Below are 19535 nucleotides of genomic sequence, written 5' to 3' on the forward strand. Positions count from 1 at the left end.
ACCACATGATGCTTATTGTGAATGCCTTACCGTACAAGGAACCGCTATGACGGAGCCACGACGGCGGGGCAAGTTCCCTCGTTTTTAACAGTTTGTTGCATGTCCACGCAAGCCGCTTTACAGACGGTTTCAACGTGTCGGCGACAGGCTGGAAGGCCCTTACGACTGCTGGATCGTGCGCCTTAAAACACTTCGCGCCGATTATCGCCTCTCGCATGCAGCGTCGCTGGGCTAGCACCGTTTTTCTTTTCTACCAAAACGGAGACAGCTCGATGAATCATCCCGCATTTGCAGGCCATTCGACCCTCGAAGCGCCTGCCTGGGTCAAACATCAAAAACTGATCGAGTGGGTGCAGCGCGTGGCCGCGCTGGCAAAGCCAGAGCGGATCGTCTGGTGCGATGGTTCGCAGGAGGAATACGACCGTCTGAACGCGCAGATGGTTGCAGCCGGCACCCTCAAGAAGCTCAACCCGGCCAAACGGCCCAATTCATATCTCGCATGGTCCGATCCGTCCGATGTCGCGCGTGTCGAGGATCGCACGTTCATCTGCTCCGAGCATCGCGAGGACGCCGGCCCGACCAACAACTGGATCGCGCCTGCCGAGATGCGCTCGACGCTCGACGGTCTCTTCGACGGTGCAATGCGCGGCCGCACGATGTACGTCGTGCCGTTCTCGATGGGCCCGCTCGGTTCGCCGATCGCGCATATCGGCGTCGAGTTGAGCGACAGCCCATACGTCGTCACGAATATGCGGATCATGACGCGCATGGGCCGCCAGGTGTACGACGTGCTCGGCGAGGACGGCGAATTCGTGCCGTGCGTGCATTCAGTCGGCGCGCCGCTCGCAGCGGGTCAGAAAGACGTCGCGTGGCCGTGCAATGACACGAAGTACATCGTCCATTTCCCCGAATCGCGTGAAATCTGGAGTTACGGCTCGGGCTACGGCGGCAATGCGCTGCTCGGCAAGAAGTGCTTCGCGCTGCGCATCGCATCGACGATGGGCCGCGACGAAGGCTGGCTCGCCGAGCACATGCTGGTGCTGGGCGTCACGTCGCCGGAAGGCAAGAAGCATCACGTCGCGGCCGCGTTTCCGTCTGCGTGCGGCAAGACCAACTTCGCGATGCTGATCCCGCCGCAAGGCATGGACGGCTGGAAGATCACGACGATCGGCGACGACATTGCGTGGATCAAGCCCGGCAAGGACGGGCGGCTCTACGCGATCAACCCGGAGGCGGGCTATTTCGGCGTCGCGCCGGGCACGAGCGAAAAGACCAACTTCAACGCGATGGCGACGCTGAAGGAGAACGTGATCTTCACGAACGTCGCGCTGACCGACGACGGCGATGTCTGGTGGGAAGGCATGACGGACGAGCCGCCTGCGCATCTGATCGACTGGCAGGGCAAGGACTGGACGCCCGCCATCGCGAAGGAAACGGGGCGCAAGGCCGCGCACCCGAACGCGCGCTTCACGGCGCCCGCATCGCAATGCCCGTCGATCGACGCCGATTGGGAGAATCCGGCCGGTGTGCCCATCGACGCGTTCGTCTTCGGCGGCCGCCGTTCGACGACCGTGCCGCTCGTTACGGAAGCGCGCGACTGGGTCGAGGGCGTCTACATGGCGGCGACGATGGGCTCGGAAACGACGGCAGCCGCGGCGGGCCAGCAGGGCGTCGTGCGGCGCGATCCGTTCGCGATGCTGCCGTTCTGCGGCTACAACATGAGCGACTACTTCGGCCACTGGCTGAAGACGGGCGCGAAACTGGAGCAGATGAGCGCGCGTACGCCGAAGATTTTCTGCGTCAACTGGTTCCGCAAGGGCGACGACGGCAAGTTCGTGTGGCCGGGCTTCGGTGAAAACATGCGCGTGCTGCGCTGGATGATCGACCGGATCGAAGGCAAGGCGCAGGGCGAGGAGCACGCATTCGGCGTCTCGCCGCGTTATGAGGATATCGACTGGAGCGGGCTCGATTTCACCCGCGAGCAGTTCGAGCAGGTGATCTCCGTCGATGATGCCGCGTGGCGCAAGGAACTCGCATTGCACAGCGAATTGTTCGACACGCTGAAGCAAGGCCTGCCTGCCGCACTGCAAGATACGCGAAACGCGCTGGAGAAAAAGCTGGTCGCGTGACGTGGTGAGCGTTCACTAACGAATGACGAAGCCGCCTCCGGGCGGCTTTCCCGTCATTTCGGCCATTTTCGCGTCACCTTTCGACCCCCATTCTGCCGCCGACGCACCGCTTTCGCTGTTCGAGCTACCAAAGCGATTCCGACGCGATGCAGCAAATTGTTTCGACAATGGGAACAATAGGGGGTGGTCTATTCCGTCCCTTAAGATATTGACTCAAATTTTCATAAAATTTCTGCTTTCTTAGGCAACTTCTGCAGGATTTCCCTAGTCGTAGGAAAATCCCAAATGTGCTTCCTGTTCGCGGGGGAGCGGTAATACGGCAGGAGTTGTCCATGGATCATTTGCAGTCGATGCGAGTTTTCGTCAAAGTGGCGGATCTCGGAAGTTTCGCCCGCGCGGCTAGCGCGATGGATATTTCAAACGCAGTCGCCACCCGTCACGTTGCCGATCTGGAAGGTCGCCTCGGTACCCGACTGCTTAACCGCACCACACGTAGTCTTTCGCTGACGGAATCCGGTCAGGTTTATCTGGAACGCGCCCGCCAGATTCTCGACGAGCTCGAGGACGTCGAGCAAATGGTCGTCGCGCGCAATCACGAACCGGTCGGCACGCTACGGATCGTCGCGCCTGTCGTGTTCGGGTTGCATAATCTCGCGCCCGTGCTGCAGACGTACGCGGAGCGCTATCCCAAGGTGATTCCCGATGTGACGCTGGTCGACCGGCAAGTCGATCTCGTCGAAGAAGGCTTCGACGTCGGCGTCGTGATTGCGCGGCATATGCGCAGCGCGAGCATCGTCACCCGGCGGCTCACAACGGGCTGTATGACCGTCTGCGCGACGCCGGCATATCTGGAGAAGCACGGCACGCCGACCCGGCCTGAGCAGCTTCTGGAGCATCCCTGCCTGTCGTTGCCATCCGAATACTGGGGCGACGAGCGCGTGTTCACCGGCCCGGACGGCGAAGTGCGCGTACGTCCGACGAACGTCATCGTCGCGAACAATACGGAAATGCTGCGTCAATTCGCGTTGCTCGGCATGGGCATCGCGATCCTGCCGAGCTATCTGATCGGGCGCGACACGACGCGCGGCAAGCTGGTGCGCCTGTTGAGCGATTACCGTCTGCCGCAGGTCGAGATCAACATCGCGTACCCGAGCCGTCGGCATTTGCCGGCGAAGGTGCGCACGTTCATCGATCACCTCGTCGAGCATTTCAACCAGACGCCGAACAGCAAGCTTGGCGAACAGTGGGTGAAGGACGGTGTGGAACGGGCGCCGTCGATGCTCGAATCGACGGCCATGTCGATGCCGCCAGAGGCGTTCGACGGGGCCGAACCGCTGTCCAGCCTGCTGGATGGCGAAATCCCGGCCAAGCCTGCGACGCGCACGCTCAACCGTTCACGCGGCATCGTTTCGCCGACGCATTGATACGCGGCGGCGTTTCCGATAGACGATAAAAAAGCGCAGTCACCTTTGACGGTGACTGCGCTTTTTGTTGTGCGCTCGGATGCGCGACTGAGTGCTTTCGGCGGCGCGCGCCAAACAGGTTTTACGAACCGGTCTTGCGCGCTGCGGTTTTCGCTGCCGATGTCTTGGCGGCTGCCTTCTTTGCGGGCGCTTTCTTGGCCGCAGCCGTCTTCGTTGCGACCTTCTTCGCCGGAGCTTCGCTCGCGGCGTCGTCGTTCGCGGACTCGGGCGAGGCCTTGGCTGCGGACTTCGCGGCCGTCTTCTTCGCTGCGCCTTCCTTCGGCTCCTTCTTTTCGAACTCGAAGCCGATCTTGCCGTCGCTCTGCTTGACGAGGAACGCCTTGAAGTTGCGGCCCGTGCGCGACGACTTGAAGTTCGTCAGCAGGTCGGTGCGCCCGTCCTCCAGCAATTTCGCCATCTGCTCGCGCGCGATCTCTTGCTGCAGGATCACCTTGCCCGAACGGAAGTCGCACGTCTTCGGATTCGCGACCGAGTTCTCGCAGACATAGCTCATGCCGTGCTCGAACACCTTGCCGCCGCACTTCGGACATGCGCCGACGGGCGTTTGCTCGGAGAAGTCCGGCGCCTCGCCGTCTTCGCCGCCCTGGTCCTGGCCGAAGTCGAACTCGAGCTTGTAGTTCTTCGTTTCGTCGTCGAACGAGAGCTTGAGAATCGCCGAAAACGGACGGCCCATCTTGCTGCGGAAACCGGAAAGCGGACCGATTTGCTTCTTCTGCAACAGCTCTTCGACTTCTTCGATCTCGAACTGCCGGCCGCCCGGAATCTTCGAAATCGAGAACTCACACTTCGTGCAGGCGAAGCGCCGGTAGTTTTCCTTCACCTGGCCGCCGCAGTTGGGGCAGGGCGTTTGCAGCGTCGCGTAGTCGCCGGGAATCGTGTCGGAGTCGTACTCCTTCGCGCGCTTGACGATGGTCTGCGTCATGCGGGCGATTTCCTGCATGAACGCGTCACGCGGCAGCTTGCCGCGTTCCATCTGCGACAGCTTGTATTCCCATTCGCCCGTCAGTTCTGGCGCGGTCAGTTCCTTCACGTCGAGGCCGCGCAGCAGCGTCATCAGCTGGAAAGCCTTTGCGGTCGGAATCAGTTCGCGGCCTTCGCGGACCAGATACTTTTCGCCGAGCAGACCTTCGATGATGGCGGCGCGCGTGGCCGGCGTACCCAGACCCTTTGCAGCCATGGCTTCGCGCAGTTCGTCGTCTTCGACGAGCTTGCCCGCGCCTTCCATCGCCGACAACAGCGTTGCTTCGTTGTAGCGTGCGGGCGGCTTCGTCACGAGTTGCTGCGCGGCGATCTTGTCGGTCTTGACCTTCTCGCCCTTCTGAACGGGGACGAGATTGGCATCCTCGCCGGCCGTCTCGCGGCCATAGATCTGCAGCCAGCCCGGCTCGACGAGCACCTTGCCTTCAGTCTTGAAATGATGGCCGACGACTTCCGTGATACGCGTGGTCACGCGGAACTCGGCAGCCGGGAAGAACACCGCCAGGAAGCGCTTGACGACGAGGTCGTAGAGCTTCTGCTCGGGCTCGGAGAGCGCCTTCGGCGCCTGCAGCGTCGGGATGATTGCGAAGTGATCGCTGATCTTCGAATTGTCGAAGATGCGCTTGTTCGGCTTCACCCAGCCCTTGTCGAGCACCTGCTTCGCGTACGGCAGATAGTTGTTGCTCTCCTTGAGCATCTCCAGCGTGTGCTTGACCGTCTCCTGGTAGTCTTCCGGCAGCGCGCGCGCGTCGGTACGGGGATAGGTCAGCACCTTGTGCTTTTCGTACAGCGCCTGGGCGAGGCCGAGCGTGTTCTTGGCCGAAAAGCCGAACCGTCCGTTGGCTTCGCGCTGCAGGCTGGTGAGGTCGAAGAGCGCCGGCGACAGTTGCGTCGACGGCTTCGACTCTTCCGTCACGATGCCCGTCTGGCCGCGACAGGCAGCGACGATCGTTTCGGCAGCCGGCAGGCTCCAGAGGCGCGAATCGCGCTTTTCCGGATCGAACTCGTCCTTCTTGAACTTCGGGTCGTACCAGCGGCCTTCGTAGAAACCCGCTGCGCAGACGAATTCCGCCTTCACTTCCCAATAGTCGCGCGGGATGAAGCGGCGAATCTTCTCTTCGCGTTCGACCACGATCGACAGCGTCGGCGTCTGAACGCGGCCGACGGTGGTCAGGAAGAAGCCGCCGCCCTTGCTGTTGAACGCGGTCATCGCGCGCGTGCCGTTGATACCGACCAGCCAGTCCGCTTCCGAACGGCAGCGTGCGGCGTCCGCGAGCGGTTGCATGTCGTTGTCGCTGCGCAGTTGCGCGAAGCCGTCGCGGATCGCGGCGGGCGTCATCGACTGCAGCCACAGGCGCTGCACCGGCTGCTTCGCTTTTGCGTGCTGCGCGATCAGGCGGAAAATGAGTTCGCCCTCGCGCCCCGCGTCACATGCGTTGATCAGGCGATCGACGTCTTTGCGCTTGATCAGCCGGTTCAGGACTTTCAGCCGCGACTCGCTTTTCGCAATGGGATGCAGATCGAAATGCGGCGGAATAACGGGGAGATTGGCGAAACTCCATTTTCCCCGTTTGACTTCATATTCTTCCGGCGCAGCGATCTCCACGAGATGGCCGACAGCCGACGAAAGGACGAAATCGTCGCTTTCAAAGTACTCGTCATGCTTGGTAAAACCGCCCAAAGCCCGCGCGATGTCGTTCGCGACGGATGGCTTTTCGGCGATGATCAGTGCTTTGGACATGACTGAAAATAAATTGGTGGATTCGGGCGGGGACCACGGGTTTTCCAACCCGGGTTTGGCACCCATTAACGACCGCTTTATAGCACACGCCGCCGCAACGGCAACCGGTGGGCCCAAAAAAGCGGGTCATCTTAATTGCGCGCAGATCAGTTGGGCAAGCGTGTGACGGACGCTCCTGACGGCGGTTTAGCATCCGTCCCGAGCCGTTTTTTCCCGTATCGCGCAACGATTTCGGCAAAATGCCTTGTCGCACTCGCCCACAAATGTAAAAACGGGGCCGGGACAATCCCGGCGTGTCACAGCCGACTCAGGCTTCCAACAGCGTTGGACGCATTTTCGGCGCGCCCTTGACGCCGGGCAGCGCGGTCAGATCGACCAGCATCCGCTCGACAATCGATGCCTGCGGCAAGACCGTTCCGAAGAAACGGGTGGTCACGCTGTCTTCTATAAGAATTGTGGGGAAATTCTCAACGTCAAGATCGTCGAAACGGTCGGCGTGAGTCTCGATATCGATCCATGCGAAGCAGATATCCGGATGCCTTTCCGCGAGCGCGTCGAACGCGATGCGGTACTCGCGGCAGGTCCCACACCATTCCGCGCACAAACACGCAACGAAAAGCGTCTCGCTATCAGCGACGAGCTCAGCGATCCGTTTCGCGTCGGTGTCCAGGTTCAGCGCGGGCATGGCGGTTTCCTTCGGTATTGCATGGGTTATTTGGCGCGAATGTAGCACGAGGCGTTACCCGCTGTGCGCTGCGCGGACGTACCGACCGCCGGGCAGCGCACAGAGTTCGCCCGCCAGTTCGAGCCGTAGCAGCGTGCTTTGCAGCAGCGTGTCGTCCATGTCGGTGCGTTCTGCCAGGATTTCAAGCGTGGCGGGCGCGTGGCCGAGCGCGTCGAGCAGGCGTCTGGCCTCCGCGGGCACTGGCGCCCCGTTTTCTGGCGGGGTGCCGGCTTCGCCCTGAGGCGTCTTCGCGACTGCCCGAAGCCGTGGCGCCTGAGCGGGCGCGGGTGGCTGCGGCCCAGCGGCGAATCCCAGTTCTTCGAGCACGTCTTCCGGCGTTTCGACGAGTTTCGCGCCCTGTTTGATCATGCGATGGCAGCCGCGCGCGAGCGGCGCGTGGATGGAACCCGGAATTGCGAACACGTCGCGCCCCATCTCGTTCGCGAACCGTGCCGTGATCAGCGAGCCGGAGCGCATCGCCGCCTCGACGACCAGCACGCCGCCGACGAGCCCCGCGATCAGCCGGTTACGCTGCGGAAAATTGGCGGACCGGGCGGGCGTGCCGAGCGGCCATTCCGACACGAGCGCGCCGTGCCCGGCAATCTGGTGCGCCAGCGCGTGATGCGAGCTGGGGTAGACGAGATCCGCTCCCGTGCCAATGACGGCCACCGTGCTGCCGCGCCCTTGAAGGGCGCCGCGATGCGCCGCGCCGTCGACGCCCGACGCAAGCCCCGACACCACGGTCAAACCCGCGTCCGCAAAGGCGCGGGCGAAGCGCGTCGCGTCTTCGATGCCTTGTGGCGTCGCGCTGCGACTGCCGACCACCGCGATGCTGCGCGCGTGCAGCAGTTCGACCCGGCCCTTTACATATAGCAGCGGCGGTGGATCGGGCATTGTCAGCAAGAGGGGCGGATAGGCAGGATCGTCGAGCGTGACGAGCACGTTGCCGGGCGACTCGCGCCAGCACCGCACTGCGTCGAGCTGCACGGGAAAGTCCGCAGGCGGCGGCGCGAGCGCAGCCCGGGCGATGGCTTCGCCGGCGACTTCGGCGAGTGCGGCGAAAGTCTGCGACAGCACGGCTTCGGGCAGCCCGAAGGCTGCGAGCAGGCGGCGCAGGGCGGCCGGGTTCAGGCCCGGCGCTGTCGAAAGCTGCAACCAGGCGGCGAGTTCCTGGTCTGTCAGGGGAAGCGTCTGCATGGCTGGCGTCCTCGTGCACGGCAACCGGCCTTTCAGTCGCCATGCTAAAATTTTCATCATCCGAAATATTCCGAAACCACTGCTGCGCCGCGCCCGCGCGAGCCTGCGGACATGTGCTCGAGCGTCGAACTGGCGTTGAATCAACACGGTTCGGCCACTATCTATCCTGTGCGTGTCGCGCCTGGCGAACAACCTGGCCGAATGGCCAGGCGCGCGACTGGTTCAACCGCGTCGGCGCCCAATCAATTTCAGGACCATGGCTTTACTCAACATCCTCAACTACCCGGACAAGCGTCTGCACAAGATCGCGAAGCCGGTCGAAAAGGTCGATGACCGTATCCGCAAGCTCGTCGCCGACATGGCCGAGACGATGTATGCCGCGCCCGGCGTGGGCCTCGCCGCGACGCAGGTGGACGTGCACGAGCGCGTGATCGTGATCGACGTATCCGATGCGCATGACGAACTGCGCGCCTTCATCAACCCGGAAATCATCTGGTCGAGCGACGAGAGGGAGATCCACGAGGAAGGCTGCCTGTCGGTGCCCGGGATCTACGACAACGTCGAGCGCGCCGAGAAAGTGCGCGTGCGCGCGCTGAACGAGAAGGGCGAAACGTTCGAACTGGATTGCGAAGGGCTACTCGCCGTCTGCATCCAGCATGAAATGGATCACCTGATGGGCAAAGTGTTCGTCGAGTATCTGTCGCCGCTCAAGCAGACGCGTATCAAGAGCAAGATGAAAAAGCTCGCGCACGCGATGTGATGCGCTTCCCGACCGCTTTCGCTATCAGCACATGAGTCATTCGTTGCGCGTCATCTTCGCCGGCACGCCGGAATTCGCCGCTGCGGCGCTTGCCGCGATCCACGAGGCCGGCTTCCCGGTGCCGCTCGTCCTGACCCAGCCGGACCGGCCAGCGGGCCGCGGCATGAAGTTGCAGGCGAGCCCGGTCAAGCGTTACGCGCAGGAGCACGGCATCGAGGTCGCGCAGCCGCCTTCGCTGCGCCGTAACGGCAAATTCCCGGCCGAAGCCACGGCCGCCATCGACCAGCTGCGCGCCACGCCGCACGATGTCATGGTGGTGGCCGCCTACGGCCTGCTGCTGCCGCAGGAAGTGCTCGACATCGCGCCGCACGGCTGCATCAACATTCACGCTTCGTTGCTGCCGCGCTGGCGCGGCGCGGCGCCGATTCACCGCGCAATCGAAGCGGGCGACGCCGAAACGGGCATCACGCTGATGCAGATGGACGCTGGCCTCGACACGGGCGCGATGATCTCCGAGGTTCGTACGCCGATCCACGACGCCGACACGACGGCGACACTGCACGACCGTCTCGCCGAAGCGGGCGCAAAACTGATCGTCGACGCGCTGATCGAACTGGAGCGCAGCGGCAAGCTTGCCGCGACGCCCCAGCCCGCGGAGGGCGCAACGTATGCCGAGAAGATCGGCAAACACGAAGCGGCGCTCGACTGGCGGCGGCCAGCAGCGGAGCTGGCGCGCCAGGTTCGCGCGTTCGATCCGTTCCCCGGCGGCGCGGCGACGCTCGACGGCACGGTGCTGAAAATCTGGTCCGCTGCGGCGATCGACGCGGCGCGCCAGGCCGAACCCGGCTCGATCGTCGACGTATCGCCCGAAGGTGTTGTCGTGGCGTGCGGCGAGGGTGCATTGCGCATCACGCAACTGCAAAAACCGGGCGGTAAACGGCTGCCGGTGCGCGATTTCCTCGCCGGCTCGACGCTTGCCGCTGGCCAGCGTTTCGACCTCGCGCAGTCACAATAACGGCGCGCGTTCCGTCGCACCATATGCCGTTCGGCCAGGGCGCGCCGCGTTTGCGCGGCGCGTTAAAATCTTCGGTGCAACTCCGCCTGAAGAGGATTTCATGTTCGGCATCACCCATTTCGAGTTTTTCGTCGTCGCTGTCTTTCTGCTCAACGTCACGCCCGGTCCCGACACCGCTTATATCGTCGGTCGAAGCGTCGCGCAGGGGCGCGGCGCGGGGCTGATGTCGGCGCTCGGTATTTCGGCCGGGTGCTGCGTGCACTCGCTCGCGTGCGCGTTCGGGCTGACTGCGCTGCTGGCTGCATCGGCCACGGCTTTCACGGTGATCAAGTTCGTCGGCGCGATTTATCTCGTCTATCTCGGCGTGCGCCTTATTCTGGTGAAGCCGGAGGGCGGTCAAACCACAGGCGAGGCGCGCTCACCCGGCGCACCGAAGTCGTTGCGCCAGCTTTTCATGCAGGGCTTCTGGACCAATGTGCTGAATCCGAAGGTCGTGCTGTTCTTCGTATCCTTTTTTCCGCAATTCGTCACCGCGGACAGCAGCAACAAGATCCTGGCGTTTCTCACGCTTGGCGTCGTATTCGTCGTGATGAGCATGGCGTGGAACAGCTTTGTCGCGTGGATTGCAGGCAGCGTCACGCGCCGGTTTTCCGGCAAGCCCGGCGTCAAGAAGTGGCTGGACCGCACTGTCGGCAGCGCATTCGTCGGACTGGGAATCAGGCTGGCCACTGCAACGCGGTGATTGAATTTTTCGCGCTCGCCCATATCTAACAGATTGCTTACAATCATTCGCCGCAAATTGGCGGCACGGATAGAGAACCGCGTGGCGGGCAAGGAGTCTTTGAAATGTTCAACTGGGTGAAAACCGCGATGCTGATGGCCGCGATCACGGCACTCTTCATCGTGATCGGCGGCATGATCGGCGGCCAGCGCGGCATGATGCTCGCGTTGCTGATCGCGCTCGGGATGAATTTCTTCTCGTACTGGTTTTCCGACAAGATGGTCCTGCGCATGTACAACGCGCAGGAAGTCGACGAAACGAGCGCGCCGCAGTTCTACCGGATGGTGCGCGAACTCTCCACGCGCGCCAATCTGCCGATGCCGCGCGTCTACCTGATCGACGAAGACCAGCCGAATGCCTTTGCGACGGGCCGGAATCCCGAACACGCGGCCGTCGCCGCGACGACGGGCATTCTGCGGGTGCTGTCCGAGCGCGAAATGCGCGGCGTGATGGCGCACGAACTGGCGCACGTGAAGCACCGCGACATTCTGATCTCGACCATTTCGGCGACGATGGCGGGCGCAATCTCGGCCCTCGCGAACTTTGCGATGTTCTTCGGCGGACGCGACGAGAACGGCCGTCCGTCGAATCCGATCGCCAGTATCGCCGTCGCGCTGCTCGCGCCTATCGCGGGCGCGCTGATCCAGATGGCGATTTCCCGCGCGCGTGAATTCGAAGCGGACCGTGGCGGCGCGCAGATTTCGGGCGATCCGCAAGCGCTTGCATCGGCGCTGGACAAGATCCATCGCTATGCGAACGGCATCCCGTTCCCGACGGCCGAAGCGCACCCTGCCACGGCGCAGATGATGATCATGAATCCGTTGTCGGGTGGCGGCATCGCGAACCTGTTCTCGACGCACCCGGCCACCGAGGAACGCATTGCGCGCCTGATGGAGATGGCACGCACGGGACGCCTCGACTAAGTGAACCGGCCGGTCCCGGCCGGATTTTCGCGACAGCAGTGCAAAGGGGCGAGTTGGACTCGCCCCTTTTTCTTTCAAATTGGCATCGCACGGCCTTGTGCCACAGGGCTGCGACCCGCATCACGCTACAATGTGGCGTTTGCGCGACACTTTCCGTGCGCGCGCGTTTTCCGCTTCTTCATGATCCGAAAGCCTTCCAAGCCCGCTTCGCCACAGCGTTCGCGCGACGCCCGTCTGCCGGCGCTGCATCTGGCGCCCGAATCCCTCGGCTTCGCGCTCGACTGCGCAGCGCAAGCCGTTGGCGCCGTGCGCCAGGGCGCGGCGCTGCCTGCTGCGTTGCAGTCGGTCTTCATGTCGTTGCCGGAGAGCGCCGCGACGGCGTCGCGCGGCGCCGTGCAGGACATCGCGTACCGGACGATGCGCCGGCTCGGCACGGCCGAATGGCTGGTCGCGAAACTCGTGCGCAAGGCGCCGCCCCCGCATATTGCGCACGTGCTCGCGTGCGCGCTCGCCTTGCTGACCGATGAAGCGAGTAGCGCGGCCTACGCGCCCTTCACAGTCGTCGATCAGGCTGTCGACGCGATTGGCGCGCGGCGCGAGTTCGCGTTTGCGAAAGGGCTCGTGAACGCAGTGCTGCGCAACTTCTTGCGTGAGCGCGAGGCGTTGCTGTCCGATGCAAAGAACAACGCTGTCGCTCACTGGAACTATCCGGTCTGGTGGATCGACGCCGTCCGCAACGCGTGGCCCGATACATGGCAGGACATGCTTGACGCAGGCAACAGCCAGGGTCCGCTGACGCTGCGCGTGAACGCGCGCCGCTCCACCGTCGAAGCCTACCTGCAAACGTTGCGCGAGCATCAGATTGCCGCGACTCAGGCAGGCGACCACGCCGTGCGTCTCGACACGCCGATGCCCGTCGACCGCATTCCCGGTTTCAGCGAGGGCGTCGTCTCGGTGCAGGACGCAGGCGCGCAACTGGCCGCGCAGTGGCTCGGCGTGCGCGACGGCATGCGCGTGCTGGATGCGTGCGCGGCGCCCGGCGGCAAGACGGGCCATCTGCTCGAAATCGCGGACATCGAACTGATCGCGCTGGAAAGCGACGCGACGCGCGCGCGACGCATTGGCGAGAACCTGCAGCGTCTGGGCCTGAAGGCGAACGTGCGGGTCGGCGATGCAGGCGATCCGGCACAATGGCACGACACCGCCGACCAGCCTTTCGATCGGATTCTCGCCGACGTGCCCTGCTCGGCGTCGGGCATCGTGCGCCGTCATCCCGACATTCGCTGGCTGCGCCGCGCGTCGGATATTCCCGCGCTCGTCGAAGAACAGCGCCGCATTCTCGAAGCGCTGTGGCCGCTCGTCGAAACGGGCGGCGAGTTGCTGTACGTTACGTGCTCGATCTTTCCGGAAGAAGGCGAGTTACAGGCTCAGTGGTTTGGAAACCAGCACGCGGATGCGGTACGATTGGACGCGCCGGGGCAACTGCTCCCAGCAGTCGCCCGCGCGCCCGCCGACGTATCGGCTGGTTCCCGCGCCGGACAAAGCACTGGTTCGAGCTTAGACCACGACGGATTCTTCTACGCGCGCTTTCAGAAACGGTGATCATCAAACGCTTTCTTCCGCTACGGCTCGTGGCCGCGCTCTGGATTGCGCTGGCCCTTTGCCTCACGGCAGCCGGGCCGGCGCGAGCCGAATCGATCGCCGTGCAGCGCGCGTCCCTGCAATCCGACGGCAGCGGCTGGAGCCTGGATGCGCGTTTCGAATTCGAGCTGAACAGCAATCTCGAAGACGCCGTCAACAAAGGCATACCGGTTTACTTCACAACGGACTTCGAACTGAGCCGGCCCCGCTGGTACTGGTTCGACGAACAGCCGGTGAGCGTCTCGCAAAGCATTCGGCTTTCCTTTCAGCCACTGACACGCGAGTACCGCGTGTCGACGGGCGGTCTGCAGCTCGGCTTCGCTTCGCTGAACGAGGCGCTGTCCGTCATCAAGCATGTCACGTCATGGCATGTGATCGATCGCAATCAGGTTCATGCGGGAGAAACGTACACTGCATCGGTGCGCATGCAGCTGGATATCGCACTGATGCCCAAGCCGTTCCAGATCGACGCGGTCAACAACCGCGACTGGAATCTCGCTTCCGACTGGAAGCGCTTTACCTTCACGGTGACCGAACGTGCTAAATAAAGTGCGCCGCGCCACCAGTGTCGGCAGTCTCGTTCTCCGGCTGCTGGTGTCGACGGTGGCCGTCACGGCCGTCCTGCTGCTCGTGCTGCTCGCAGCCGCGAGCGCGAATACCGAGTTCTTCGATCGCTACTACGGCTGGCTCTATGCGGCCAACGTCGCTGTCGCGCTGATCTTCATGCTGATCGTCGCGGTGCTCGTCGTCATCATCGTCACACGCTTACGCAAGGGCAAGTTCGGCACACGGCTGCTGGCAAAGCTTGCGTTCTTCTTCGCGCTGGTCGGCGTGGTGCCGGGCGGCATCATCTACATCGTGTCGTATCAGTTCGTGTCGCGCAGTATCGAGTCGTGGTTCGACGTGAATGTCGAAACCGCGTTGACCTCCGGGCTGAACCTCGGACGCGGCATGCTCGACGCGTCGCTGTCCGATCTGCAAACCAAAGGCCGCCTGATGGCCGAGCAGCTCGCGAGCGCGGATTCCGCGGGCACGACGCTCACGCTTTTGCGTTTGCGCGACCAGTTCGGCGTGCAGGATGCGACGATTGTCGAACCGTCGCGCAGTATGTCGGGCCCGACGCCGGATATGCACGTGGTGGCGCAGGCGACCAGCAATTACGCGTCGCTGGTGCCGAGCGATCTGCCCACGCCGATCATGATCGAACAGGCGCGTGGTCGCGGCTTCGCGTCGATCGAAGGCGAAGTGGACGGCGATCCGAAAGCGCGCGGCGCAAAGGGCGCATTGCGTCTGCGCATCGTGCAGCGCATTCCCGACGCCAACGCCTCGCAGTTGCAGCCAACCGAGCGCTTCCTGCAACTCACGCAGCCCGTGTCGCAATCATTGGCGCGCAACGCGGATGCGGTGCAGCGCGCGTATCGCGAATATCAGGAAAAAGCGATCGGGCGCACGGGCTTGCGCAAGATGTACATCGGCACGCTGACGCTTGCGCTGTTCCTCGCGACCTTCATCGCGATGATGCTTGCGCTCGCGCTCGGCAATCAGCTCGCGCGGCCGCTGTTCCTGCTCGCGCAAGGCACGAAGGAAGTGACGGAAGGCGACTACACGCCGAAGCGCGAAATCAAGTCGCGCGACGAACTCGGCTTCCTCACGCAGTCGTTCAATGCGATGACGCGGCAGTTGTCGGAAGCGCGCGCAGCTGTCGAAGCGAACCGCGTTGCACTCGAACATTCGAAGGCGTACCTCGAAAGCATTCTTGCTAATCTGACCGCGGGCGTGTTCGTATTCGACCGGCAGTTCCGCCTGACGACGGCCAATCGCGGTGCGGAACGCATCTTCCGTCAGCCGTTCGCGTCGTTGTTCGGTTCGTCGCTGGATCGCATCAGCGTGTTGAGCGAGTTCGGCGCGATGGTGCGCAAGGCGTTCGCGGATCTCGAAGCGGCAGGCGGCGGCGAACAGGACGACACAGGGCACTGGCAGCAGCAGATGGCGCTGCAGGTTCCGGGCGAAGCCGATCCGCTGACACTGCTCGTGCGCGGCGCACGGCTCGTGTCGGCAGCGGGCAGCGACAGCGACGATGAAGAGACGTCCGGTTACGTCGTCGTGTTCGACGATATTTCCGACGTGATCTCCGCGCAGCGTTCGATCGCATGGGGCGAAGTCGCGCGGCGTCTCGCGCATGAGATCAAGAATCCGCTTACGCCGATCCAGCTTTCGGCGGAGCGCTTGCAGATGAAGCTCACCGACAAGCTCTCGCCATCGGATGCAGACGTATTGAAGCGCGGTGCCACTACAATCGTGAATCAGGTCGCCGCGATGAAGCAGATGGTCGACGATTTCCGCGACTATGCGCGCACGCCGCCTGCCGTGCTTTCGAATCTGCAACTGAACGAACTCGTCAGCGAAGTGCTGACGTTGTATGGAATCGAAGAAGGCAAGAGTCCGATTGTCGTCGAATTGGCGGACTTGCCCGTTATACGTGGTGACGCGACGCAATTGCGTCAGGTGATCCATAACCTGCTGCAGAACGCGCAGGACGCTGTTGCCGATATCGGGCAACCCCGTGTGTTGCTCGAAACGAGGACAGTAGAATATGGCGATCCCGACGCAGAGGGCAAAGTGAGCGTTGCGGTGCGATTGACCGTGTCGGACAACGGTCCGGGCTTCCCCGCGCGCATCCTCACGCGTGCGTTCGAACCTTACGTGACGACCAAGGCCAAAGGAACAGGTCTTGGACTCGCCATGGTCAAGAAGATCGTCGATGAACACGGCGCACGAATCGACATTCGCAATCGTCTGAAAGCGGGCGATGTGATTGAGGGCGCGCAAATTTCGATCCTCTTCCTACAACTCGCAGACAACAAGGCTGCGGCGCCTGGAAGCGGGCCGCAGGCGGTGCACGGCAGTGGCGGTGCATCGCAGGGAAAGACAAAAGCAACAGTGCAGACAAGGGCAGCTTAAATGGCAACCATCCTGGTGGTAGATGATGAAATGGGCATCCGGGAATTGCTCTCGGAGATCCTGAGCGACGAAGGGCATGTCGTGGAGGTCGCGGAGAACGCGCAGGAGGCGCGCGACTACCGGCAACGCCTGGCACCCGATCTGGTGCTGCTCGACATCTGGATGCCCGATACCGACGGCGTCACCTTGCTCAAGGAATGGGCCGCGCAAGCGCTGCTCACGATGCCCGTCATCATGATGTCGGGTCACGCGACCATCGATACTGCGGTCGAAGCGACAAAGATCGGCGCGCTCAATTTCCTTGAAAAGCCGATCGCGCTGCAGAAGCTGCTGAAGGCCGTCGAGCAGGGACTCGCGCGCGGCAGCGCGGCGCCCGCGGCGGGCGGCATGGCAGCGAAGCCGGCGATCGCGACGAATGCGTCGGCGGTGGCATCGGCGGCTGCATTGCCGATGATGTCGGCGGACAGTCTGAGCGGCGGCATGCTGTCCGCGCAGACGGCGTCGATTTCATTCGACATTCCTCTGCGCGACGCCCGCGATGCATTCGAGCGCGCGTACTTCGAGTATCACCTTGCGCGCGAGAACGGCAGCATGACGCGCGTCGCGGAAAAGACCGGGCTGGAGCGAACGCATTTGTATCGCAAGCTCAAGCAGCTGGGCGTCGATCTCGGCAAGAACAAGGGCGAATAAACGCGCCTCAAGTTTTTTTCGGGAGGGGCTTGAGAAACGCAAAAGTGCTTGCTATACTCTCGCTTCTTCGTTGGCCCGGTAGCTCAGTTGGTAGAGCAGCGGATTGAAAATCCGCGTGTCGGTGGTTCGATTCCGCCCCAGGCCACCAGGATTCAGCCCCAGGAAATCGCAAGATTCCTGGGGCTTTTCCTATTTGCGGGCAACATACCGGTTCGTTGCGACGCATGAGCGGTGCAGCGGCCGCGAGCGAGCCTCGGCTGCGCATGATAAAATCCCGCTGTATCAAGGACTTGCCACGTGTTCTTCGCAAGTCCTTTTTCGTTTCAGGTCCAAGGCATCGTGTAGCGTGAAACGCTCTGGCGGACGATCAACGGTATAAGCCACAGCAGATTGGCGCGCGAAAGCCGCCGCCTATACTGCTTGAGCCAATGTCCGTGCCGGCCAGCGCCGAAGGGTCTCAAACAGGTCGCGAGGCCGGCCGCGAGCCGCCGCTCGCGCAAGGCCGCTGGCGCACGCAATCAACCTACACGGAGTTTCACGGTGACCCGCAAAGACGCCAAGAGTAGCGCGCTCGTGCTGTTTTCCGGTGGCCAGGATTCGGCCACGTGCCTCGCCTGGGCGCTGGATCGATATGAAACGGTCGAAACGCTGGGTTTCGACTATGGCCAGCGGCATCGCGTCGAACTCGAATGCCGCGAGGGATTTCGCAGCGCAGTGGCGCGCACGTTCCCCGAGTGGGGCAAACGGCTCGGCGACGATCACATGATCGATCTGTCGGTGCTAGGCTCGATCAGCGATACCGCCATGACGCGTGAGATCGAGATCCACGCCGCATCGAATGGCCTGCCGAATACGTTTGTGCCCGGCCGCAACCTGATGTTCATGACGATCGCCGCGGCCATTGCGTATCGGCGTGGATTGCGCGTGCTGGTCGGCGGCATGTGCGAGACGGATTTCTCCGGCTACCCGGATTGCCGCGACGACACGATGAAAGCGCTGCAAGTCGCGCTGAACCTCGGCATGGACAGCCGCTTCGTGCTGGAGACGCCGCTGATGTGGATCGACAAGGCCGATACGTGGCGCCTCGCGCATGAGCTGGGCGGCGAAGAACTGGTCGAACTGATTCGCGTCGAGACGCACACGTGCTATCTCGGCGAGCGCGCGGAACTGCATGCGTGGGGTTTCGGCTGTGGCGAGTGCCCTGCCTGCCGTTTGCGCAAGCGCGGTTACGAGGCGTATCTGAACGGCGAGCAGGTCACGGAACCCGCTTGAGCGGCGTAGGCAACAAAGAGCACGCGGCACAAGCGCACATCAACAGAGCTTCACGGAGCATCGGGCAGAAAGCAGCATGACGTACGCGGTCAAGGAAATCTTCTACACGTTGCAGGGCGAGGGCGCGAACGCCGGGCGCCCGGCTGTGTTTTGCCGGTTCGCCGGATGCAATCTGTGGTCGGGCCGCGAAGAAGATCGCGGCGACGCAGTGTGCAAGTTCTGCGACACCGATTTCGTCGGCACCGACGGCGAGAACGGCGGCAAGTTCCGCACGCCCGAAGAACTCGCGGCGAAGATTGCGTCGTTGTGGCCGGAAGGCGAAGGCCAGCGTTTTGTCGTGTGCACGGGCGGCGAGCCGATGTTGCAGATCGACCAGCCGCTCGTCGATGCATTGCACGCTCAAGGCTTTGAAATCGCGATCGAAACGAATGGTTCGCTCCCGGTGCTCGACACGATCGACTGGATCTGTGTGAGCCCGAAGGCCGACGCGCCGCTCGTGCAGACCAGAGGCAACGAACTGAAAGTAGTCGTGCCGCAAGAAAACCAGCGCCTCGCCGAGTACGCGAAGCTCGACTTCGAGTATTTTCTCGTCCAGCCGATGGACGGCCCGTCGCGCGATATCAATACGAAGCTCGCCATCGACTGGTGCAAGCGTCATCCTCAATGGCGGCTGTCGATGCAGACTCACAAGTACCTGAACATTCCCTGATTTGCCGTGCTGACGATTACACGAAAACTCGAATTCGACGCGGGCCACCGCATTCCCGATCACCGCAGCCAGTGCCGTAACCTGCACGGCCATCGCTACGTGCTCGAAATCACGCTGCAAGGCGATCTCGTCGAAACGGAAGGCGCGCCGGATCGCGGCATGGTCATGGATTTCGCCGACGTGAAGGCGCTCGCGAACGAGCATCTCGTCGACAAGTGGGATCACGCGTTTCTCGTCTATGAAGGCGATACGCAGGTGCGCGGCTTTCTCGAATCGATGGCCGGCCACAAGACGATCGTGCTCGACCGCATTCCGACCGTCGAGAACCTCGCGGCCGTTGCGTTCGACATTCTCGCGAACGTCTACGACGCGCACTACGGCGTCAATCTGCGGCTGCACAAGGTGCGTCTGTATGAGACGCCAAATTGCTGGGCTGACGTCGTCCGCGACTAAACGGGTTATTGTCACGGTATGATCGTTTCGATAACCACACGGAGCGAGACATGCCGGTCACCGCGCTACGCTGCGGG

16 protein-coding genes and 1 tRNA gene are annotated in these 19535 nt (G+C 62.8%); 14 read left to right on the forward strand and 3 right to left on the reverse strand.

Going from position 1 to position 19535, the window contains the following annotated elements; genetic code table 11:
- Positions 1–272 precede the first annotated feature (272 nt).
- On the forward strand, positions 273–2129 hold the full coding sequence (locus PPGU16_RS00125) for a phosphoenolpyruvate carboxykinase (GTP) (RefSeq protein ID WP_180721174.1): 1857 nt from the start codon (positions 273–275) through the stop codon (positions 2127–2129).
- Between the two features lie 332 nt (positions 2130–2461).
- Positions 2462–3553: a LysR family transcriptional regulator gene (locus PPGU16_RS00130; RefSeq protein WP_180721175.1), complete on the forward strand. Its 1092-nt coding sequence runs from the start codon at positions 2462–2464 to the stop codon at positions 3551–3553.
- Positions 3554–3674: 121 nt separating this feature from the next.
- Here PPGU16_RS00130 and PPGU16_RS00135 read toward each other — a convergent pair whose 3' ends face one another.
- The 3 genes from PPGU16_RS00135 to dprA form a co-directional block, all read right to left on the reverse strand.
- Entirely contained in the window at positions 3675–6332 is a 2658-nt protein-coding gene (locus PPGU16_RS00135) for a DNA topoisomerase III (RefSeq protein ID WP_180721176.1), read from the reverse strand.
- Between the two features lie 307 nt (positions 6333–6639).
- On the reverse strand, positions 6640–7017 hold the full coding sequence (locus tag PPGU16_RS00140) for a thioredoxin family protein (RefSeq protein ID WP_180721177.1): 378 nt from the start codon (positions 7015–7017) through the stop codon (positions 6640–6642).
- 54 nt (positions 7018–7071) lie between these two features.
- Positions 7072–8253, reverse strand: coding sequence for a DNA-processing protein DprA (gene dprA / locus PPGU16_RS00145; RefSeq protein ID WP_180721178.1), 1182 nt, complete (start codon positions 8251–8253; stop codon positions 7072–7074).
- A gap of 256 nt (positions 8254–8509) precedes the next feature.
- Between dprA and def the strand changes: the two genes are divergently transcribed.
- The 12 genes from def (at position 8510) to queD (ending at position 19458) form a co-directional block, all read left to right on the forward strand.
- Entirely contained in the window at positions 8510–9013 is a 504-nt protein-coding gene (def, locus tag PPGU16_RS00150) for a peptide deformylase (protein WP_180721179.1), read from the forward strand.
- Between the two features lie 31 nt (positions 9014–9044).
- Positions 9045–10028: a methionyl-tRNA formyltransferase gene (gene fmt, locus PPGU16_RS00155; RefSeq protein WP_180721180.1), complete on the forward strand. Its 984-nt coding sequence runs from the start codon at positions 9045–9047 to the stop codon at positions 10026–10028.
- Positions 10029–10128: 100 nt separating this feature from the next.
- Entirely contained in the window at positions 10129–10770 is a 642-nt protein-coding gene (locus tag PPGU16_RS00160; RefSeq protein ID WP_180721181.1) for a LysE family translocator, read from the forward strand.
- 104 nt (positions 10771–10874) lie between these two features.
- Complete coding sequence (gene htpX / locus PPGU16_RS00165) at positions 10875–11732, forward strand: zinc metalloprotease HtpX (RefSeq protein WP_180721182.1); 858 nt, start codon at positions 10875–10877, stop codon at positions 11730–11732.
- Positions 11733–11912: 180 nt separating this feature from the next.
- Positions 11913–13334: a 16S rRNA (cytosine(967)-C(5))-methyltransferase RsmB gene (gene rsmB, locus PPGU16_RS00170; RefSeq protein ID WP_180721183.1), complete on the forward strand. Its 1422-nt coding sequence runs from the start codon at positions 11913–11915 to the stop codon at positions 13332–13334.
- The gene (locus PPGU16_RS00175; protein WP_180721184.1) at positions 13331–13921 is read left to right on the forward strand and encodes a DUF4390 domain-containing protein; all 591 of its coding nucleotides are present in this window, start codon (positions 13331–13333) and stop codon (positions 13919–13921) included. The genes rsmB and PPGU16_RS00175 overlap by 4 nt, the downstream gene beginning before the upstream one ends.
- Positions 13911–16334 carry a sensor histidine kinase gene (locus PPGU16_RS00180; RefSeq protein WP_180721185.1) on the forward strand — a complete coding sequence of 808 codons (2424 nt, stop codon included), beginning with the start codon at positions 13911–13913 and terminating at the stop codon, positions 16332–16334. Before PPGU16_RS00175 ends, PPGU16_RS00180 begins: the two co-directional genes overlap by 11 nt.
- Entirely contained in the window at positions 16335–17024 is a 690-nt protein-coding gene (esaR, locus tag PPGU16_RS00185; protein WP_007581970.1) for a response regulator transcription factor EsaR, read from the forward strand. It begins immediately after the preceding gene.
- 72 nt (positions 17025–17096) lie between these two features.
- Positions 17097–17172 (forward strand) — tRNA-Phe (locus PPGU16_RS00190).
- Between the two features lie 392 nt (positions 17173–17564).
- Positions 17565–18296: a 7-cyano-7-deazaguanine synthase QueC gene (queC, locus tag PPGU16_RS00195; RefSeq protein WP_180721186.1), complete on the forward strand. Its 732-nt coding sequence runs from the start codon at positions 17565–17567 to the stop codon at positions 18294–18296.
- A gap of 76 nt (positions 18297–18372) precedes the next feature.
- The gene (gene queE, locus PPGU16_RS00200; RefSeq protein WP_180721187.1) at positions 18373–19005 is read left to right on the forward strand and encodes a 7-carboxy-7-deazaguanine synthase; all 633 of its coding nucleotides are present in this window, start codon (positions 18373–18375) and stop codon (positions 19003–19005) included.
- A gap of 9 nt (positions 19006–19014) precedes the next feature.
- A complete protein-coding gene (gene queD, locus PPGU16_RS00205) occupies positions 19015–19458 on the forward strand; it encodes a 6-carboxytetrahydropterin synthase QueD (protein WP_085954608.1) in 444 nt (147 codons plus the stop codon).
- The last annotated feature ends 77 nt before the right edge of the window (positions 19459–19535 follow it).

Source organism: Paraburkholderia largidicola, from assembly GCF_013426895.1.
In the GTDB taxonomy this organism is placed as follows: Bacteria; Pseudomonadota; Gammaproteobacteria; order Burkholderiales; family Burkholderiaceae; genus Paraburkholderia; species Paraburkholderia largidicola.

Bases quoted from the DNA above. Each gene is read 5' to 3' on its own strand.
- PPGU16_RS00125 (WP_180721174.1), top strand. From the start codon at position 273: ATGAATCATCCCGCATTTGCAGGCCATTCGACCCTCGAAGCGCCTGCC.
- PPGU16_RS00130 (WP_180721175.1), top strand. From the start codon at position 2,462: ATGGATCATTTGCAGTCGATGCGAGTTTTCGTCAAAGTGGCGGATCTC.
- PPGU16_RS00135 (WP_180721176.1), bottom strand. From the start codon at position 6,332: ATGTCCAAAGCACTGATCATCGCCGAAAAGCCATCCGTCGCGAACGAC.
- PPGU16_RS00140 (WP_180721177.1), bottom strand. From the start codon at position 7,017: ATGCCCGCGCTGAACCTGGACACCGACGCGAAACGGATCGCTGAGCTC.
- dprA (WP_180721178.1), bottom strand. From the start codon at position 8,253: ATGCAGACGCTTCCCCTGACAGACCAGGAACTCGCCGCCTGGTTGCAG.
- def (WP_180721179.1), top strand. From the start codon at position 8,510: ATGGCTTTACTCAACATCCTCAACTACCCGGACAAGCGTCTGCACAAG.
- fmt (WP_180721180.1), top strand. From the start codon at position 9,045: ATGAGTCATTCGTTGCGCGTCATCTTCGCCGGCACGCCGGAATTCGCC.
- PPGU16_RS00160 (WP_180721181.1), top strand. From the start codon at position 10,129: ATGTTCGGCATCACCCATTTCGAGTTTTTCGTCGTCGCTGTCTTTCTG.
- htpX (WP_180721182.1), top strand. From the start codon at position 10,875: ATGTTCAACTGGGTGAAAACCGCGATGCTGATGGCCGCGATCACGGCA.
- rsmB (WP_180721183.1), top strand. From the start codon at position 11,913: ATGATCCGAAAGCCTTCCAAGCCCGCTTCGCCACAGCGTTCGCGCGAC.
- esaR (WP_007581970.1), top strand. From the start codon at position 16,335: ATGGCAACCATCCTGGTGGTAGATGATGAAATGGGCATCCGGGAATTG.
- queE (WP_180721187.1), top strand. From the start codon at position 18,373: ATGACGTACGCGGTCAAGGAAATCTTCTACACGTTGCAGGGCGAGGGC.